This window comes from Thermoleptolyngbya sichuanensis A183 (assembly GCF_013177315.1).
Lineage (GTDB): Bacteria > Cyanobacteriota > Cyanobacteriia > Elainellales > Elainellaceae > Thermoleptolyngbya > Thermoleptolyngbya sichuanensis.
Map to the genome: position 1 here is coordinate 4759960 of NZ_CP053661.1, position 15611 is coordinate 4775570.

Here is a 15611-nt window from a genome sequence, read left to right on the forward strand (position 1 = left end):
TTTGCCGTCTCAGTATTTGGCAGAGCGAGAGCTGACACCTGCTGTGTCGGAGGCGATCGCCACTCGCGGCGTAGAAATGGTGTACGGAGAAGGAGCCGAGCAGTTTCAAGCACTCAGTAACATTAACCTAGAAATTCCTGCAGGCAGCATCCAGCTCTTGATGGGGCCGTCCGGCTCTGGCAAAACGACGCTGCTCTCGATCCTGGCAGGCATCCTGACTCCTTCAGGCGGCAGTGTTCGTCTGCTAGGTCAGGAAATTACTGCAATGTCGCGATCGCAGCTTTCGCAATTTCGCCTGCAAAACATCGGTTTCATCTTTCAGGGCTTTAACCTGTTTCCAGCGCTGACGGCCCTAGAGAATATCGAACTGGCACTGGAGATGAAGGGCATTCGCGGCAAGGCGGCCCGCCATGAGGCATTGTCGCTGCTGGAAGCCGTAGGTCTGGGCAGTCGCGCCAAAAACCTGCCCAAGAACCTCTCTGGCGGACAGAAACAGCGAGTGGCGATCGCCCGCGCCCTGGCCGGAAACCCGCCGCTGATTATGGCAGACGAACCCACGGCAGCCCTCGACTCTACTAGCGGACACGCCGTGATCGATCTGCTCAGCACTCTCGCCAAAGAGCGGGGACGCACCGTTCTCATCGTGACGCACGATCCTCGAATTATGGACGTTGCTGACCGAGTGCTGTATCTGGAAGACGGACGACTGAAATAGCCGCCAAGAAATAGCCGCCAAGTTGCCATTCCAGGTCGCTATTATCAAAAGAGCTTGCCATTGAACATCATCTGGGGGCTATGGCTGGATGTGGAGCGGCTACGGCCGGGCTGGAGGGCGATCGCCCTGACTCGACTCCTTCCCAAGACTCATCACGAATAGGGTATCCAGCTTTCGCAAAACTTTACTTTGCGCCTAGCGAAGTTCTTCTACAATCCCCGTAACGGCTTTGGCGCTTTGCCCTGGCCCAGAATCCAATCATCTTCTTCAGACTCTTCAGCAGAGCGTTATCTTGATACGGGATTGCCAGAGCATGTCCTGTAGTAACCCTGTAGTCGATCCCTATTACGCAGGAGAGCGGCATAGCCGTCATCACTTTGCCACACACCTTGCTTGATCGGGTACCAAAATCGGGCATCAAATCTGAATCAGAACCAAGCCCAATCATCTCCGCACTCAGACCTTCTCCCAATCAATACGCTCCCAATCAATACGCTCCCAATCAATACAGCCTATTCAGTTCAATACAGCCTATTCAGTTTTGGCTCTGTCCGGCAAAACTGCCCATAGCCGCAAAATCGTCCTATACTCCGGTTAAGAAATCTTTCCTAAGTTGTTCTGCTGCTAATTCTGTGTACACTCGATAAAACCTAATCTCAAGTTCATTGCCTTCCGACTGTAATGCCCGACAAGCCCCTTGCAGGCAATTTCTACAAGCTAATTTTCGTATAAGGCAATTTTCACAGTCCCAACTCCCAGTCTTATCTGGTTTCTGCCAAGCCGCAAACTAAGCCTCGCATGACCACTGTTCCCGTTCCACGACAGCCTTCACAATCGCCTGATTTGCCTGGCGGCACGCCCGCGCCAGACATCACGCCTGTGTTTGCGCTGAAGGAGCTCGTGTCTCGGCTGAACCGGGAACATAACAAAGTCCAAGATTTGCTGAGTTCTCTGGGGTTTGCGCTGCGAAGCTTTACCAATCTCAATCAATTTTTAGAGCTAACCCCGCTGATTGCCAGTCGAGTGACCGATGCCGACGGGGGCGCACTGATTCTATTTCGCCCCAACGGGCAATTACGCCTTGAGCGAATTCACTGCCAGGATGGACACAATTGCCAGACCATTCGCAAGGCCTTGGAAACGGCGACGCTACAGCTTACGGCTTCGTCCCCCACTGCGGGAACTGCGCTGGTTCCATCAGCCGATTTGACGGCGGCCCTCGACTATCAGGTTAATCGCCACTTGGGCGCAGACGTGCAGATGTTTGGCACGGCAATTTTGTCTAAAAACGAGGAGCGGGGGCGGCTCTATGTCTTCAGCTATGACCCGAACTATGAGTGGACAGAGACGCGGCAGAAGCTGGTGAGGCTGGTGGCGGATCAGACTGCGGTGGCGATCGCCACAGACGAACTCACTGTCGAACTCCGCAAAAAAGAGCGCCTAGATCGAGAGCTAGAAATTGGCGAAGAAATCCAGCGGCAGCTTTTGCCCCGCCAGTGCCCCCAAATCGAAGGACTGGAATTGGCAGCCCGCTGCAAAAACGCCAACCGCGTCGGCGGCGACTATTACGACTTCATCCCGGTGAACTATGACCAGGTACGCGCCAGAAAGGGCACGCTGAGCAACTGCAACCGCTGGAGCATTACAATCGGCGACGTGATGGGCAAGGGCGTTCCGGCTGGGCTGATTATGACCATGCTGCGGGGAATGTTGCGGGCAGAAGTGCTGAACGGACACCAGCCCTCGCGGATTTTGCAGCACTTGAACCACGTCATGTACGCGGATTTAGAAAACTCTAACCGCTTTGTGACGCTGTTTTATTCCGAATACAACACTGAAACCCAGGTCTTGTCCTACAGCAACGCTGCCCACAACCCGCCGCTGCTGTGGCAAGCCGCGACAGGCAAAATCACCCGGCTAGACACGCTGGGAATGCTGATTGGGCTGGATGTGGATACGCAGTATTTCGACGCGCAGGTGCAACTGGCTCCGGGTGATACAATCATTTACTTCACTGACGGATTTACTGATGCGGCTAGCCCGAATGGCGATCGCTACGATGAAGAAAACCTGGTGAAAGATGTCGAGTATGCTTGCCAAACCTACGGCAACCCGCAAGAAATTTTGGAATACCTGTTTGGGCAGGTGCAGCAGTTTGTCGGGGCGGGGCGCGACGCAACTGACGACATGACGTTAATTGTGATGCGAGTCAAGCCAAATTAGCGAGTTTCTTTGCTCAAGCTTCTGTCCTGTAAGGCGTTAGCCACAACTCCTGGGCAAATGGTGACCACTTCTCAGCAAGTTCTGACAATTCCTCCGCTGGAAAATGGCGATCGCCTCTCTCGTGCCGAGTTTGAACGGCGATATAAAGCGATGCCGGAGTTGAGGAAGGCCGAACTGGTGGAAGGAGTGGTCTATATGGCATCCCCGCCGCGAATCAAAAGTCACGGCGAACCGCACGGCAATGTGGTTACCTGGCTAGGAACCTACAAAGCCTTTACCCCAGGGTTAATCCTTGGCATTGAGCCGACCGTGCGCCTTGACCCCGATAATGAACCCCAACCCGACGCGGTGCTGTTTATTCCCGGACAGCGCGCCAATATTAGCCGGGATGACTATATCGAAGGTGCGCCAGACCTCATTGTCGAAATTGCTGCCAGCAGCGCCGCCCTTGACCTGCATGACAAAAAGCGGGTCTATCGCCGCAATCAGGTTCAGGAATACCTCGTCTGGTGCACGCTGGAAGGTCAGCTAGACTGGTTTGCGCTGGAGGCAGAGGAATATAGAGCGATCGCCCCCGACGAGGCGGGTATCATTCAAAGCCGGGTGTTTCCGGGTCTGTGGCTGGCGGCTGATGCGCTGCTGGCGGGCGATCTGCCGAAAGTCTTGTCCACTCTTCAGGCGGGACTGGCGATCGCCGCCCACCAAGCCTTTGTGCAACGCTTCTCTGCGTTATCTACCTGATTTTCCTAGGCATGGCGACGCGGCGCAAGCCTCATGCTCCAAACCTGCATCCCCGCAAGTCGGCTGGATCAAACGCTTGCAAATTACGGTATATTCCGTAGTATTTTATGGCTGCCGCAAATCAGCGGTCGCTTCAGGATCATTTCACGAGGCTTCAATCCCCATGATGTGGATCGATTTGGCGCATCACGCCTTGACGTGGGTTTCTAGTGCCCCTAGTTTTGCTGACCCTGCAAGCTGGAGCCTGGCTCCCGACGGGCTGCTGTGGCACTGGCACCTTGATTACCCAACGCTGGCACAACAGTTTGATACGGACGTATTTGCTGGGGTGCGGCGGGCAGCAGACAACTTTGTAAAGACTGGCCAGGTTTGGGCACTCCTGATTGGCATCGTCATTGGGTATCTGCTGCGCGGTTTTACAACCTATGGCTAGATTCATCAGTAGGCATTAAGCGGTTTTGGGTAGCGCAAACTACTCAGAATCGTCTCTTTTAATGCAGCAACGTCAGGCAGGAGTCGTCAAAACTGGCAGCAATAGCTAAGCCCAATAGCAAGGGCAGGCCCACCGCAAGGGTAATGGCTAAACCAATCGCTGAACATTTATCTGAGCATTTACTCTTAGGACAAGATTTTGGTCAATCCTTCTCCGCAGCAAACCTGGAGCCAGCGATTTGAGTCGGCTTTGCATCCGGCGATCGCCCGCTTTAACGCCAGCATCGGCTTCGACATCGAGCTAATCGAATATGACCTAACGGGTTCGCAAGCCCACGCCAAAATGCTGGCCCACACAGGCATTATCTCTCCCGAAGAGGGCGAACAGTTGGTGACCGGGCTAGAGCAAATTCGCCAGGAATATCGATCGGGACAGTTTAACCCCGGCATCGACGCGGAGGACGTGCATTTTGCTGTGGAGCGACGGCTGACAGAAATCGTCGGCGATGTGGGCAAAAAGCTGCACACAGCGCGATCGCGCAATGACCAGGTAGGCACCGACACGCGGCTTTATCTGCGCGACCAAATTGGGCAAATCCGCCAGCAGTTGCGCCAGTTTCAGTCGGTGCTATTTGCTCTGGCAGAGCAGCACGTCGAAACGCTGATTCCCGGCTACACGCACCTGCAACGGGCGCAGCCGCTCAGTTTGGCGCACCACCTGCTGGCCTATTTCGACATGGCGCAGCGCGACTGGGAGCGGCTGGGCGATGTGTATCGCCGGGTTGACCTGCTGCCGCTGGGGTCTGGGGCGCTGGCAGGCACAACCTTTCCGATCGATCGCCACTATTCCGCCGAGCTACTGGGCTTTGGCGGCGTATATTCCAACAGCTTAGACGGGGTGAGCGATCGCGACTTCGCAATCGAGTTCCTCTGCGCCGCCAGCCTGATCATGGTTCACCTGTCGCGCCTGTCGGAGGAGGTGATCCTCTGGGCATCGGAGGAATTTAGCTTCGTAACGCTGAAAGATAGCTGTTCCACAGGGTCCAGCATCATGCCCCAAAAGAAAAATCCCGACGTGCCAGAACTGGTGCGCGGCAAAACCGGGCGCGTGTTTGGGCACTTGCAAGCCCTGTTGGTGCTGATGAAAGGATTGCCGCTGGCCTACAACAAAGACTTGCAGGAAGACAAGGAAGCTCTGTTCGACGCGGTAAAGACGGTGCGCGGCTGCTTGGAGGCTATGACCATCCTGCTGCAAGAGGGCATGGAGTTTCGCACCGAGCGGCTAAACAGCGCCGTTGCCGAAGACTTTTCCAACGCGACCGACGTGGCGGACTACCTCGCCGCCAAGGGCGTGCCTTTCCGCGAGGCATACAATCTGGTGGGCAAAGTTGTGAAAACCTCTCTGGCGGCAGGCAAACTGCTAAAAGACCTGACGCTAGAAGAGTGGCAGTCGCTGCATCCCGCCTTTGAGAATGACATCTACGAGGCGATCGCCCCTGCCCGCGTTGTCTCCGCCCGCAACAGCTACGGCGGCACAGGGTTTGACCAGGTTCGTCAGGCACTTGATCGGGCCCGCGCTCACCTCAGCGAACCTTAGAAACGAACCTTAGAAGCCTATGCCACAGCCTCCTGAAAGGCTTGCAAGAAGACGTGGACTGCTGCCCTATATCCGCCGTCATCTGCGCGTGCTGGGGCTATTCTGGGAAACGGCGATCGCTGCCGAGTTGGAATATCGGATTAACTTTGTGCTGGCCACGCTCAGCAGCTTGGGCAGTTTGGCAGGTAGCCTGTTCGGACTGTTTCTCTTTTACCGCACAGGCTACAGCTTTCAGGGATGGAGTTGGGAAGAGGCACTGGTCGTGCTGGCCATGTTCACGCTGCTCCAGGGCTTTTCCGCCACCTTCCTCTCGCCCAACCTCAGTCAGATTGTGAAACAGGTGCAGTTGGGCACACTGGATTTTGTTTTGCTAAAGCCCATCAGCGCCCAGTTCTGGCTGTCTACACGCACCGTGTCGCCTTGGGGCATCCCTGATCTGATGTTTGGGTTAATAATGCTGGGCTATGCCGGATCGCGGCTGGGGCTGCCCGTGGGGGTGTACGGCATTGGGGCGATCGCCCTTGCCCTGGGGCTGGTCACCCTCTACAGCCTGTGGTTCATCCTGGGAGCCACTAGCATCTGGTTCGTCAAGGTGTACAACGTGACGGAAGTGCTGCGGGGTCTGCTGGAGGCGGGGCGCTTTCCTACGGCTGCCTATCCCGCCGCTTATCGATTTTTCTTTACCTTCATCGTGCCCGTGGCGTTTCTCACCACGATTCCGGCAGAGGCGCTGCTGGGTCGCACTGCCTGGGGCTGGATTGGCGCGTCTGCTGGGCTGGCGATCGCCCTATTCCTCTTTGCCCAACAGTTCTGGCGCTTCGCCCTGCGGTTCTACACCAGCGCCTCCAGCTAGCCTGCAACGACCGGTGCAGTCCATAAAACACCCTCTAAAAGCGGAGCGTATCTGCAAGGTTTGCCTAAGGTTAGTCAGGGATCTTGCGGATCTCGTATTTGCTATGTATGTATCTTCGTCTTCGATCTGCGCTATCCCGGTCGGTATCTCAAGCGTATGTAAGCAAGAGTATGCAACTGTAACTAAGTGTACGTAACGTATATGGAACTTATGGAACCAAGTGTATGTAACGTGTATGTAACCAACTAACCATATGCTGGAGGGTCTGTAGCTCAGCCGTCCTGTTATTACTTCACATCAGGGTTCGGTTTTTACGCATACGCCAGCCAGCCCACAATCCAAAATCCAAAATCCTCTAGCTCACTCGCTCAGCCATCACCGCATAAAACGGATCGCCCCCGCCCATACCCAGCATTTGCAGAAACGGGGGCACTGACGGCTGACGAGCAATCGTCTCAATCTTGCCAAAGCCAGGAATCTGCTCGAAGTAGCGCTTTACCAGTTTTACCCGCTGCGGTTCCGATGCTTCTACCCACGCCTGAATTGCCTTCTGGAAAAACATCCGGTTAGAAAAGCTGACGATAGCAAGGCCACCGGGTTTCAGGATGCGATAGATTTCGGCAAACACGGCCTCCGGTCGCTGTAAATACTGCACCGACACCGTATTTAGCACCGCATCAAAGGACTGATCGGGCAGCGGCAAAAGCTGATTCTGGTTCAGATTCTGCACAAAGTAGTGATCAAGCCGGGGATTTCGCGCCAACTCCTCCGCGTTCATGCCGTGACCCTCCACATGGGCGAAGGTCATCTCCTCTGGCAAATGAGACACCCAGCTACTCATCATGTCCAGGATGCGAGTATCCGGCTTCAGCCGTTCCCGGTACAGATCGGTCAACTGCTGAATAAACCTGTCGTCTACATGGGTCACGAAACGCGGATAGTCATAGAACAGCGCATCGTCTGTTTCGTCAAGCTTGCGCCGCTGGGCAGGTTCCAGAATCATCGGGGGTATTGATATTAGACACCTCACCCTCCAGTATATTGCGAAATATTAAGCAGACGACGTGCTGCTGGAGTTGACTTGCACGCTATGCCCAATCCTCGATCACTGTGTCACCGCTGCGTCTCCCACTTCACCCCTGCATCACCCCTGCGTCCACCCCTGCCTCACCCCCAACGGTGAACTACCCCGCAACCCCAATCAAGCTTTCATGCTTCACCAATACTCCTGGCTCCCGCTGGATGGGTAGCACATTCAGCAGATCCGTTTGGGAGCAGTATTTCAAATCTTCGTGGCAGTGCAGGCGCAGCAGGCGTTTGCCGTGGGTGGCGTGGTGCAGGAGTTCCAGCAGACGATCTTGCCACTGGCTGTAGAGACTCACTGCGCTGATCAGTTCGTCGTTGCCCGCGAGGTCTTCTAGCGGAACGCCGAGTTCGACCTGCAATCGATGGGCGATCGCCCCCGCACAGACCGTATCCTCTAGTGAAAATGACCCTTCCCAGCCAGAGCCGACCAGCCACACGGTTTCGGGGCGGCGAGCCAGCAGATAATCTACAACAGCCTGACGGTTGACCAGTGCAGCGGCGATCACCGTTTCGGCAGACTGGATCGAGGTCAGCGCACGAGTGCCATTCGTGGTGCTGATGAACAGTCGTCGCCCCGTCACCACCTCTGGCGTGCAGTCCAGCGGCGAGTTGCCAAAGTCAAACCCTTCTACCTTTGCGCCGCCCCGTTCTCCCGCCCGAATCCGCTTCTCAGGGGCCCAAGATTCGCTCACCCGCATCAGCTCGTTGAGGTCGCTAAACACCTGAACCGCTTCGGCTCCAGCGTTGAGTGCGGTGGCCATGGTGCTGGTCGCCCGGAGTACGTCGATGGCGATTGCACAGTCAGGCGTTTTGCCGGAAGGAATCAGTTCCGGTGTGTGGAAAACGAACAGATTCACAGGTTGACCTTGTTAAGAAATACTGCCGACTAACATCTTACGTTGTCTTGTGTCGGCTATCTCAGGCAAAACCATGCAAGAAAACTTGCAGATAGATTAACTAATCTCTGAGCATGGCGCGGAAACTACGCACCCTTCGCCCTGCCAGCAACCTCCCAAAGAGTATTAAACCACTTTCAGAGAATTCTCGATTGCTCCGCTACAAGCCCCGATTCTGCGCGTCTAGAAACCGCAGTTGTTGATATAGCGTTTGAATCTGAGGCAAGCGGGCCCCCACCGCCTGAGCCGCCCGCAGCGGATTGCCATACATTGCTTCTACTTCCAGCGGGCGCTTTTCGTCGTAGTCGATCTTCATGCTGGTGCGATAGGGCTTCATTTTTGCCGTGTGATCCAGCATGGTCTGTACGAATTCTGGGGCGATCGCCCGTCCCTGCGCCGCTGCCCCTTTCATCACTTCCTCCATCAGCGCCTCGGCGAGCGATCGCGCATCAGGGTTGGCCATCATGTCCTGCGTCGTCGCATTCAGCACCACGGATAGCCCGTTAAAGGGAATGTTCCACATCAGCTTTTTCCAGCGGGCCAGCACCAAATCCTCAGCCAGTTCAATGGGAATGTCTGCCCGCTCAAAGTCTGCCGCGATCCGCCGCATTCGGTCGGTAATGCCCACTGCCTCCCCCGCCGCGCTGTATTCACCCATCGAAATTTTTTTATAGTCCAGGTGGCGAATGCGCCCCGGCCCAACTTTGTTGGAACACAGGAAACACAGCCCACCCAGAACGCGCTCTGGGCCGGCGATCGCCGCTGCCTCAGCCTCTACCCCCAGCCCGTTTTGCAGCACCAGCACCACGCCATCATCCTTCACCACAGGCGGCAGCAGGTCTGGCAGCAGGTGATTTTGGGTCGTCTTCAGCGCCACAATTACGACATCGCAGCGCGGCATATCGGGCGATCGCCGATAGGCATTCACCTGCGGCAGCGCAAAATCCCCATCCGGCGACTCAATCACCAGCCCTTGCCGCTGCACCAGGTCAAAGTCGCTCCGCAATAAGTAGTGAACCTCTAGCCCTGCTTTTTGCAAACACGCGCCATAGTAGCCGCCCAGCGCCCCCGTGCCCAAGACGGCGTAGGTCAATCCTGAAGCCGTATCCATGCTGCTGTCCTCTTTGCCCGCAAGTTTGCCCGCAAGTAAAGTCTATACAAATAGGACTTACGCACTTGCGATTAGGTTTTCTGGGTTCTGGACGATTTCTCGCGGGCTGCGCCCACGAGAAATCGTCCAACTGCATAACTCCTAACAAAGACAAACATAGGATTTCTGTCCTACGCGGGCAGCAGCGGCAGCAGGAGCGTCACGAAATAGTAAACCAGTGGCGCAGTGAACACATAGCTATCGGCGCGATCGAGGATACCACCATGCCCCGGAATGAGTTGCCCAGAATCCTTTACGCCCGCGTCGCGCTTCATCATCGATTCCGTCAGGTCACCCAGCAGGCTGGCAATGCCAATGATTAGTCCTAGCGCCATACCCGTCAGCGGAAAGCCCGGCCACCGCAGCAGCCAAGATCCGATCGTCCCGACCGCGACGCTGCCCAACACCCCCAGCACTGCCCCTTCTACCGTTTTCTTGGGACTAATAGCAGACAGGCGCGTTTTGCCAAACAGCTTGCCAAATACATAGGCCCCAATATCCGCAGCCCAGATACAGCCAAAGGCGATGAGCATCGTCGTCAGCCCTGGCGGTAGGGCTTGCCAATCGTCCCAGGAGAGGGGCAAAAAGCCATTTAGCGGTAGGTTGCTGACTTCTGCCTGGCCGAGCGATCGCAGCCTCACCCAATAGCTCGGCAGATAGCCGCCGTAGAATAGCCCCAAAATGGAGGCAGAAATGTCGGCGATCGTCGCCAGTTTGGGCTGAAACAGCAGGTAAAAGCAAATGCAGGTTCCAGCGACGGGCACCACCGCATCAGCCAGCGTGGGGGAGAGCGTAGCCGTTACCAGAATCAGCTGGCTGACGGCTAGCGTCGTCTTGGCAGCCGGAGCCATGCCCTTGGCGCGGCAAAGCTGGAAATACTCTAATTGCCCCAAATACACCATCAGCGCAACGCCCAGGGTGAAATACCACCCGCCCAAACACACCATTCCCAAGGCAAGAATGATGGCGATGATAGCGCTGAGAACTCGGGGCGATGCCATAGAAAATTAAGAGATGGAGCAATCAATCCGCAATAAAGAAACCGTAAAGAAGGACTTAAGCAGAGGTTAAAGACTACTTTGGCACACTTTTGCGTGCATCCTTCATAAACACACCCGTCTGCGGTCTTATCTATGGGTTTCGTTTACATATTGTAAGGGCGCTCTCAGCGGAGCGCGTGTTGCTAAAACGGTAGAAGGAAGAGGGAAGAACGAAGAACGAAAAGGGAAGAGGGAAGAACGAAGAGGGAAGAACGAAGAGGGAAGAGGGAAAACTTGGTAGAGTGTGGGTTGCTAGAACGGCAGAAGCAACTGGGGGGAGATTTGGTCATTCTCCTTTTTCGCCGCTGACGATAAACATGGGGTCAAGCGCTGCAAACACCTGATGAATGCCGCGATTTTCCAGGCGGTTGATCACCGACTGCACTACTTCCACATTGCGAACCTGGAGGCTGGCGAGACATTCTGAGATGGCATAGAGCGTTTCGAGGTTAGTGGCGATCGCCACGATGCGTCCCCCCGGCAGCAAATAGCTCCACGCCGCCTGCAAAATCGCCTTCACCGATCGCCCCCCCTCCACACACACGCAGTCCGGCGCATCCGCTAGCTCGCTCAGGCACTCTGGGGCGCTGCCCTCCACCACTTCCACTGTTTTTACGCCAAAGCGATCGCAGTTGCGGCGAATCAGGCTGGCCACTTCCGCGTCGCGCTCGATGGCATAAACCTTTCCCAAAGGACACCGCAGCCCCACTTCTACCGGAATCGTGCCCGTGCCCGCGCCAATATCCCACAACACTGCGTCCGGACGCAGCCGCAGTTGCGACAGCAGCAGCACCCGAATTTCGCGCTTGGTCAGGGGAATTCCGGGCAACTGCTCAAAGCGGTCGTCGGGAATGCCAGAGGTGACATAGGGCCAAAGTGGAGAAGCCATGCAGACTAGAGCCTCGCGCTGAATCGGGAACTATGGGTGAAACCTGGCCCACGGGCGATCGCCTTTGGCCTTATCTTAAACAGCCCTATCCTAAACAGCCCTATCTTAAACAGCCCTGCCCAAATCTGAAACTGCTCAGGACTTACGCACTGGCAATCAGCTTTCTGGGTTTTGGACGATTTTTCGCGGGCTGCGCCTGCGAGAAATCGTCCAACTGCGTAAGTTCTAGCTGCCACAATCCGCCACAACCCGCCATCAGACCGGTTCAAAAGGGCAATCCGCCAGAAGTTCTTGATCGAAACCCGTAAGTCTGACCTATAACAGGGGCCAGGGCGCGGAGAATCGTGGAGAAACAGAGGACAGGGAGCGAAAAAAATCCCTTCAACCCTTTGGGACTCCTCTCCCAAAACCCTCCGGACACCCCCAACCCGCCCCCGCAAAGTACTACACGCCCCCGCTCGAAAAATCTCAGGACTTACGCACTTGCGATATGTTTTCTGGGTTTTGGACGATTTCTCGCGGGCTGCGCCCCTGAGAAACCGTCTAACTGCGTAAGTCCTAGATCTGTCTTCAGAGTCGTCAACCTATCGAAACATCTGTCAATAGGTATTTAATCTTCTTAACCAACAAAGTGCTATTCTCCTCATGTGTGTGGAGTGATTTTTCTGGAGTGCTAGGTTATGGTCGTTTCTCCTGTATGGTCGGGGTCGTCTCGCCTTGCGGATCGCGCTCCGGCAAGCGGACGGGCGGTTGATGAGCTTTGGAGTCCGCTGTCGCTACCGGCGGGCAAGCTGTTTGGCACAGACGGAATTCGTGGACGGGCGGGAGATTTGCTGACGGCTCCATTGGCGTTTCAGGTTGGCTACCGAGCAGGGCAAGTGCTGAAAACGTCCGAGGCGGGCCCGATGATTTTGGGACAAGATTCGCGCAACTCTAGCGATATGCTGTCGGCGGCGCTGTCGGCGGGGCTGGCTTCCGCAGGGCTGGAGGTGTGGAACCTGGGCCTGTGCCCGACTCCGGCGGTAGCCTACCTGGCCAACAAACTGGGCGCGGCGGGCGGCGTGATGATTTCCGCCAGCCACAACCCGCCAGAAGACAACGGCATCAAGTTTTTTAGCAGCCAGGGGGCAAAGCTGGCCCCAGAATTGCAAGCCCAAATCGAAGCAGCGCTGCGATCGCCCCTGGAAAGCGCCCCCGCTCTGACGAATACGGGCCTGTGCTGCGATCGCCCGGAACTGCTGCAAGACTACGTTGCGTCGCTGCATCAGCCCTTCCAGCCCCAAGTCAGCCTCGCAGGGCTAAAAATTGTGCTGGATCTGGCCTGGGGCGCAGCGGCAAACCTGGGTGAACGGGTCTTCCGCGAAATGGGCGCTGAGGTAATTTGCCTGCACGACGCACCCGATGGCGATCGCATCAATGTCAACTGCGGTTCCACCCATCTGGCTTCTCTCAAGGCTGCGGTTCTAGAGCATCAGGCCGACATGGGGTTTGCCTTTGATGGCGATGCCGACCGGATGATGGCCGTAGACAGCCAGGGGCGCGTCATTGATGGCGATTACGTCCTGTATCTCTGGGGTAACACGCTGCGTCAGGCAGGACAACTGCCCAACGACACGCTGATTTCCACCGTGATGGCAAATCTCGGCTTTGAGCGGGCCTGGGAAGCGCAGGGCGGAACCCTGGTGAGAACTGCCGTGGGCGACCAGTATGTTCACGCCGAAATGGTGAAGCGGGGCGCAAAGCTGGGCGGCGAACAGTCGGGCCACATCCTCTGCCCGCATTACGCGGTGTCCGGCGACGGGATGCTGACGGCGCTGCACCTGGCGGCCCTGGTCAAGCAGTCTGGGGTGTCTCTGGCCGACCTGCGCGATCAGAGCTTCCAGACCTATCCCCAACTGTTGCGGAACGTGCGCGTGGAAGACCGCGATCGCCGCCTGAACTGGCACACCTGCGAACCCCTGCAACGAGCGATCGCCCAGGCAGAATCCGACATGGGCGATCGCGGCCGCATCCTCGTCCGCGCATCGGGCACCGAACCTGTCATTCGCGTCATGGTAGAAGCCGCCCACGCTGATCTGGTAGACCACTGGACAACGCACCTCGTCTCCGTAGTCGAAACACACTTAGCGGGCTAATTTGGGATCAGGAGACAAGTTCCAGGAAACAAGAAGTTAGGGCACAAATGTCTTAGGGCGCAGATGTTTCAGGGCACAGATATGATTGGCGGCAGCGCTGCTCCACAACAAGGCCCTAAGAGGGTGTTTGAAAAGGTATCGCCTGTAATGTTAAGCACTCAGAGAGCCCCCCTTAGCCCCCCTTAACAAGGGGAGAAACCGCCTGAAAGTCCCCCTTTTTAAGGGGGATTTAGGGGGATCTTGCACGCTTTGCTACAAACAGTAGGACTTTTCAAACATCCTCTAAGCAACATAGGCTACAAACTCAAGGGCTTGAAACCCAGCCCTCGCCTGCTGCCCTCCCAAAACCTGGCACCTGATCCCTAGAAAGCGGTATGGTCGAAATGGGCAGACCACTCCTCATCCTGCCACGCCGCATCCGTTGAACCTCCAGTCTCTCATCATTCTTGTTGCACCCCCCATTCTTGGCGGGATCATTGGCTATTTCACCAATGACATCGCCATCAAAATGCTCTTTCGCCCCTACAAGCCGATTCACCTTGGCGGACGGCGACTGCCTTTTACGCCGGGGCTAATTCCAGCAAACCAAGAGCGACTAGCCCAGCGTATTTCTAACGCCATTCTCGGATCGCTGCTGACCCCAGAAGAACTGCAAAACATTGCCCGACGGCTCTTGCAGCCGGAGCGTGTGCAGGCGGCAATTCAGTGGCTCCTCTCGCTCACCCTGACCCAGATTCAGCAGGGCAACGAGCAGCGCACGGTCAAAATTGTCTCCAACATTCTGCACGATCTGGTAGGACAGTCGTTGCCCCGCACAATCAAGGTGCTGGCGCGGCGCGAAGATTTTCTAGAAGCCCAGCTCAATCAGCTATTTGACCAAGTATTGCTGGAGTTTCAGTTTTCTCAGTCGCAGGCCGAGCAGCTTTCCAAATGGATGCTGGATGCAGTGCTGCCCCCAGACGTGCTGCGTCAGGGCGCGATCGACTTCCTCACCGATCGCAACATTCAGGTCATCGACGAAAGCTTTCGGTCAAAAACCAGCGGCACCTACTGGGTCGTGGCAAACCTGTTTGGCGTGCGAAATGCACTGGTGCGGCTGCGAACCCACTGTCTAGACGAACCCGATGCCAGCAACGCCGTAATCAAGGAACTCATCCGCACGCTGAATATTCAGGATCGGCTGCGGGAAGTGCTGCAAAATCTGTCGCTGCAAAACCTGCCCGTGTCTACAGTGCGACAATTGCGCCGGACGCTGCGCGACAACTTTCGCCACTATTTGCAAACCCAGGGCGAAGAGTTGCTGATGGGGCTGAGCAATTCGGTCGATTGGGACAAGGTGGCAGGATTGCTGGTGAACCGACTGCGGGCCTCGGAAGCGGTGAATAGTTCGCTGGAGCCTGTCAGCAAGGAACTGGCTCTGGTCTTGGAACGCTATCTGGAGCGGGATCTAGAGGCGATCGTAAAACAGGCGATTCCCATCTTGAACCTGGAGCAGGTCATCATGGATCGCGTCAAAGCGACCTCGCCGCAAAACCTGGAAGCCGCCATCCAGGGCATCGTGAAAAGTGAACTCCAGGGCATCGTGAACCTGGGCGGCATTTTGGGTGTGGTTGTGGGGCTGATGCAGACGGTGTTTGTGCTGCTGACGCGCTAGCCAGGAACAAATCGGGAAGCTTTTCGGGAATCCATTTATCCAGTTCAGAACAGTCTTCAGGATAGTCCTGAGGACAGACATGCACCACCAAATTACATTCCTCAGGACTGTCTAGTGGACAAATTAATGGACAAATTAATGGACAAATTAATGGACAAGTTAGTGGACAAAGTTTGACATAGCTTTGGCCCGCTTCACGC

13 protein-coding genes are annotated in these 15611 nt (G+C 56.0%); 8 read left to right on the forward strand and 5 right to left on the reverse strand.

Translation table 11 applies throughout. From position 1 onward, the window contains the following. The first annotated feature begins 76 nt into the window (after positions 1-76). From HPC62_RS19680 to HPC62_RS19705, 6 genes are all read left to right on the forward strand, one after another. A complete protein-coding gene (locus HPC62_RS19680; RefSeq protein WP_225906851.1) occupies positions 77-715 on the forward strand; it encodes an ABC transporter ATP-binding protein in 639 nt (212 codons plus the stop codon). A gap of 798 nt (positions 716-1513) precedes the next feature. After that, on the forward strand, positions 1514-2938 hold the full coding sequence (locus HPC62_RS19685) for a PP2C family protein-serine/threonine phosphatase (protein WP_172358166.1): 1425 nt from the start codon (positions 1514-1516) through the stop codon (positions 2936-2938). A 57-nt stretch (positions 2939-2995) separates the two neighbouring features. Next, positions 2996-3679 (forward strand): Uma2 family endonuclease, encoded by a 684-nt coding sequence (locus HPC62_RS19690; RefSeq protein ID WP_172358167.1) that lies wholly within the window; start codon positions 2996-2998, stop codon positions 3677-3679. Between the two features lie 163 nt (positions 3680-3842). Further along, complete coding sequence (locus tag HPC62_RS19695) at positions 3843-4112, forward strand: hypothetical protein (RefSeq protein ID WP_216655295.1); 270 nt, start codon at positions 3843-3845, stop codon at positions 4110-4112. 198 nt (positions 4113-4310) lie between these two features. Then, on the forward strand, positions 4311-5708 hold the full coding sequence (gene argH / locus HPC62_RS19700; RefSeq protein ID WP_172358168.1) for an argininosuccinate lyase: 1398 nt from the start codon (positions 4311-4313) through the stop codon (positions 5706-5708). Positions 5709-5727: 19 nt separating this feature from the next. Continuing rightward, positions 5728-6561, forward strand: coding sequence for an ABC transporter permease (locus HPC62_RS19705; RefSeq protein WP_290427089.1), 834 nt, complete (start codon positions 5728-5730; stop codon positions 6559-6561). Positions 6562-6916: 355 nt separating this feature from the next. Here the strand turns inward: HPC62_RS19705 and HPC62_RS19710 are convergent, their stop codons facing one another. From HPC62_RS19710 to cbiT, 5 genes are all read right to left on the reverse strand, one after another. Then, a complete protein-coding gene (locus HPC62_RS19710; RefSeq protein ID WP_172358169.1) occupies positions 6917-7564 on the reverse strand; it encodes a class I SAM-dependent methyltransferase in 648 nt (215 codons plus the stop codon). A 181-nt stretch (positions 7565-7745) separates the two neighbouring features. Next, positions 7746-8504 (reverse strand): 2-phosphosulfolactate phosphatase family protein, encoded by a 759-nt coding sequence (locus HPC62_RS19715; protein WP_172358170.1) that lies wholly within the window; start codon positions 8502-8504, stop codon positions 7746-7748. A 199-nt stretch (positions 8505-8703) separates the two neighbouring features. Next, positions 8704-9654 carry a putative 2-dehydropantoate 2-reductase gene (locus HPC62_RS19720; RefSeq protein ID WP_172358171.1) on the reverse strand — a complete coding sequence of 317 codons (951 nt, stop codon included), beginning with the start codon at positions 9652-9654 and terminating at the stop codon, positions 8704-8706. A 170-nt stretch (positions 9655-9824) separates the two neighbouring features. Beyond that, positions 9825-10694, reverse strand: coding sequence for a phosphatidate cytidylyltransferase (locus HPC62_RS19725; RefSeq protein ID WP_172358172.1), 870 nt, complete (start codon positions 10692-10694; stop codon positions 9825-9827). A 325-nt stretch (positions 10695-11019) separates the two neighbouring features. Next, entirely contained in the window at positions 11020-11622 is a 603-nt protein-coding gene (cbiT, locus tag HPC62_RS19730) for a precorrin-6Y C5,15-methyltransferase subunit CbiT (RefSeq protein ID WP_172358173.1), read from the reverse strand. Between the two features lie 680 nt (positions 11623-12302). Here cbiT and glmM point away from each other — a divergent pair. After that, positions 12303-13757, forward strand: coding sequence for a phosphoglucosamine mutase (gene glmM, locus HPC62_RS19735; RefSeq protein WP_172358174.1), 1455 nt, complete (start codon positions 12303-12305; stop codon positions 13755-13757). Positions 13758-14178: 421 nt separating this feature from the next. Next, positions 14179-15411: a DUF445 domain-containing protein gene (locus tag HPC62_RS19740; RefSeq protein ID WP_172358175.1), complete on the forward strand. Its 1233-nt coding sequence runs from the start codon at positions 14179-14181 to the stop codon at positions 15409-15411. The last annotated feature ends 200 nt before the right edge of the window (positions 15412-15611 follow it).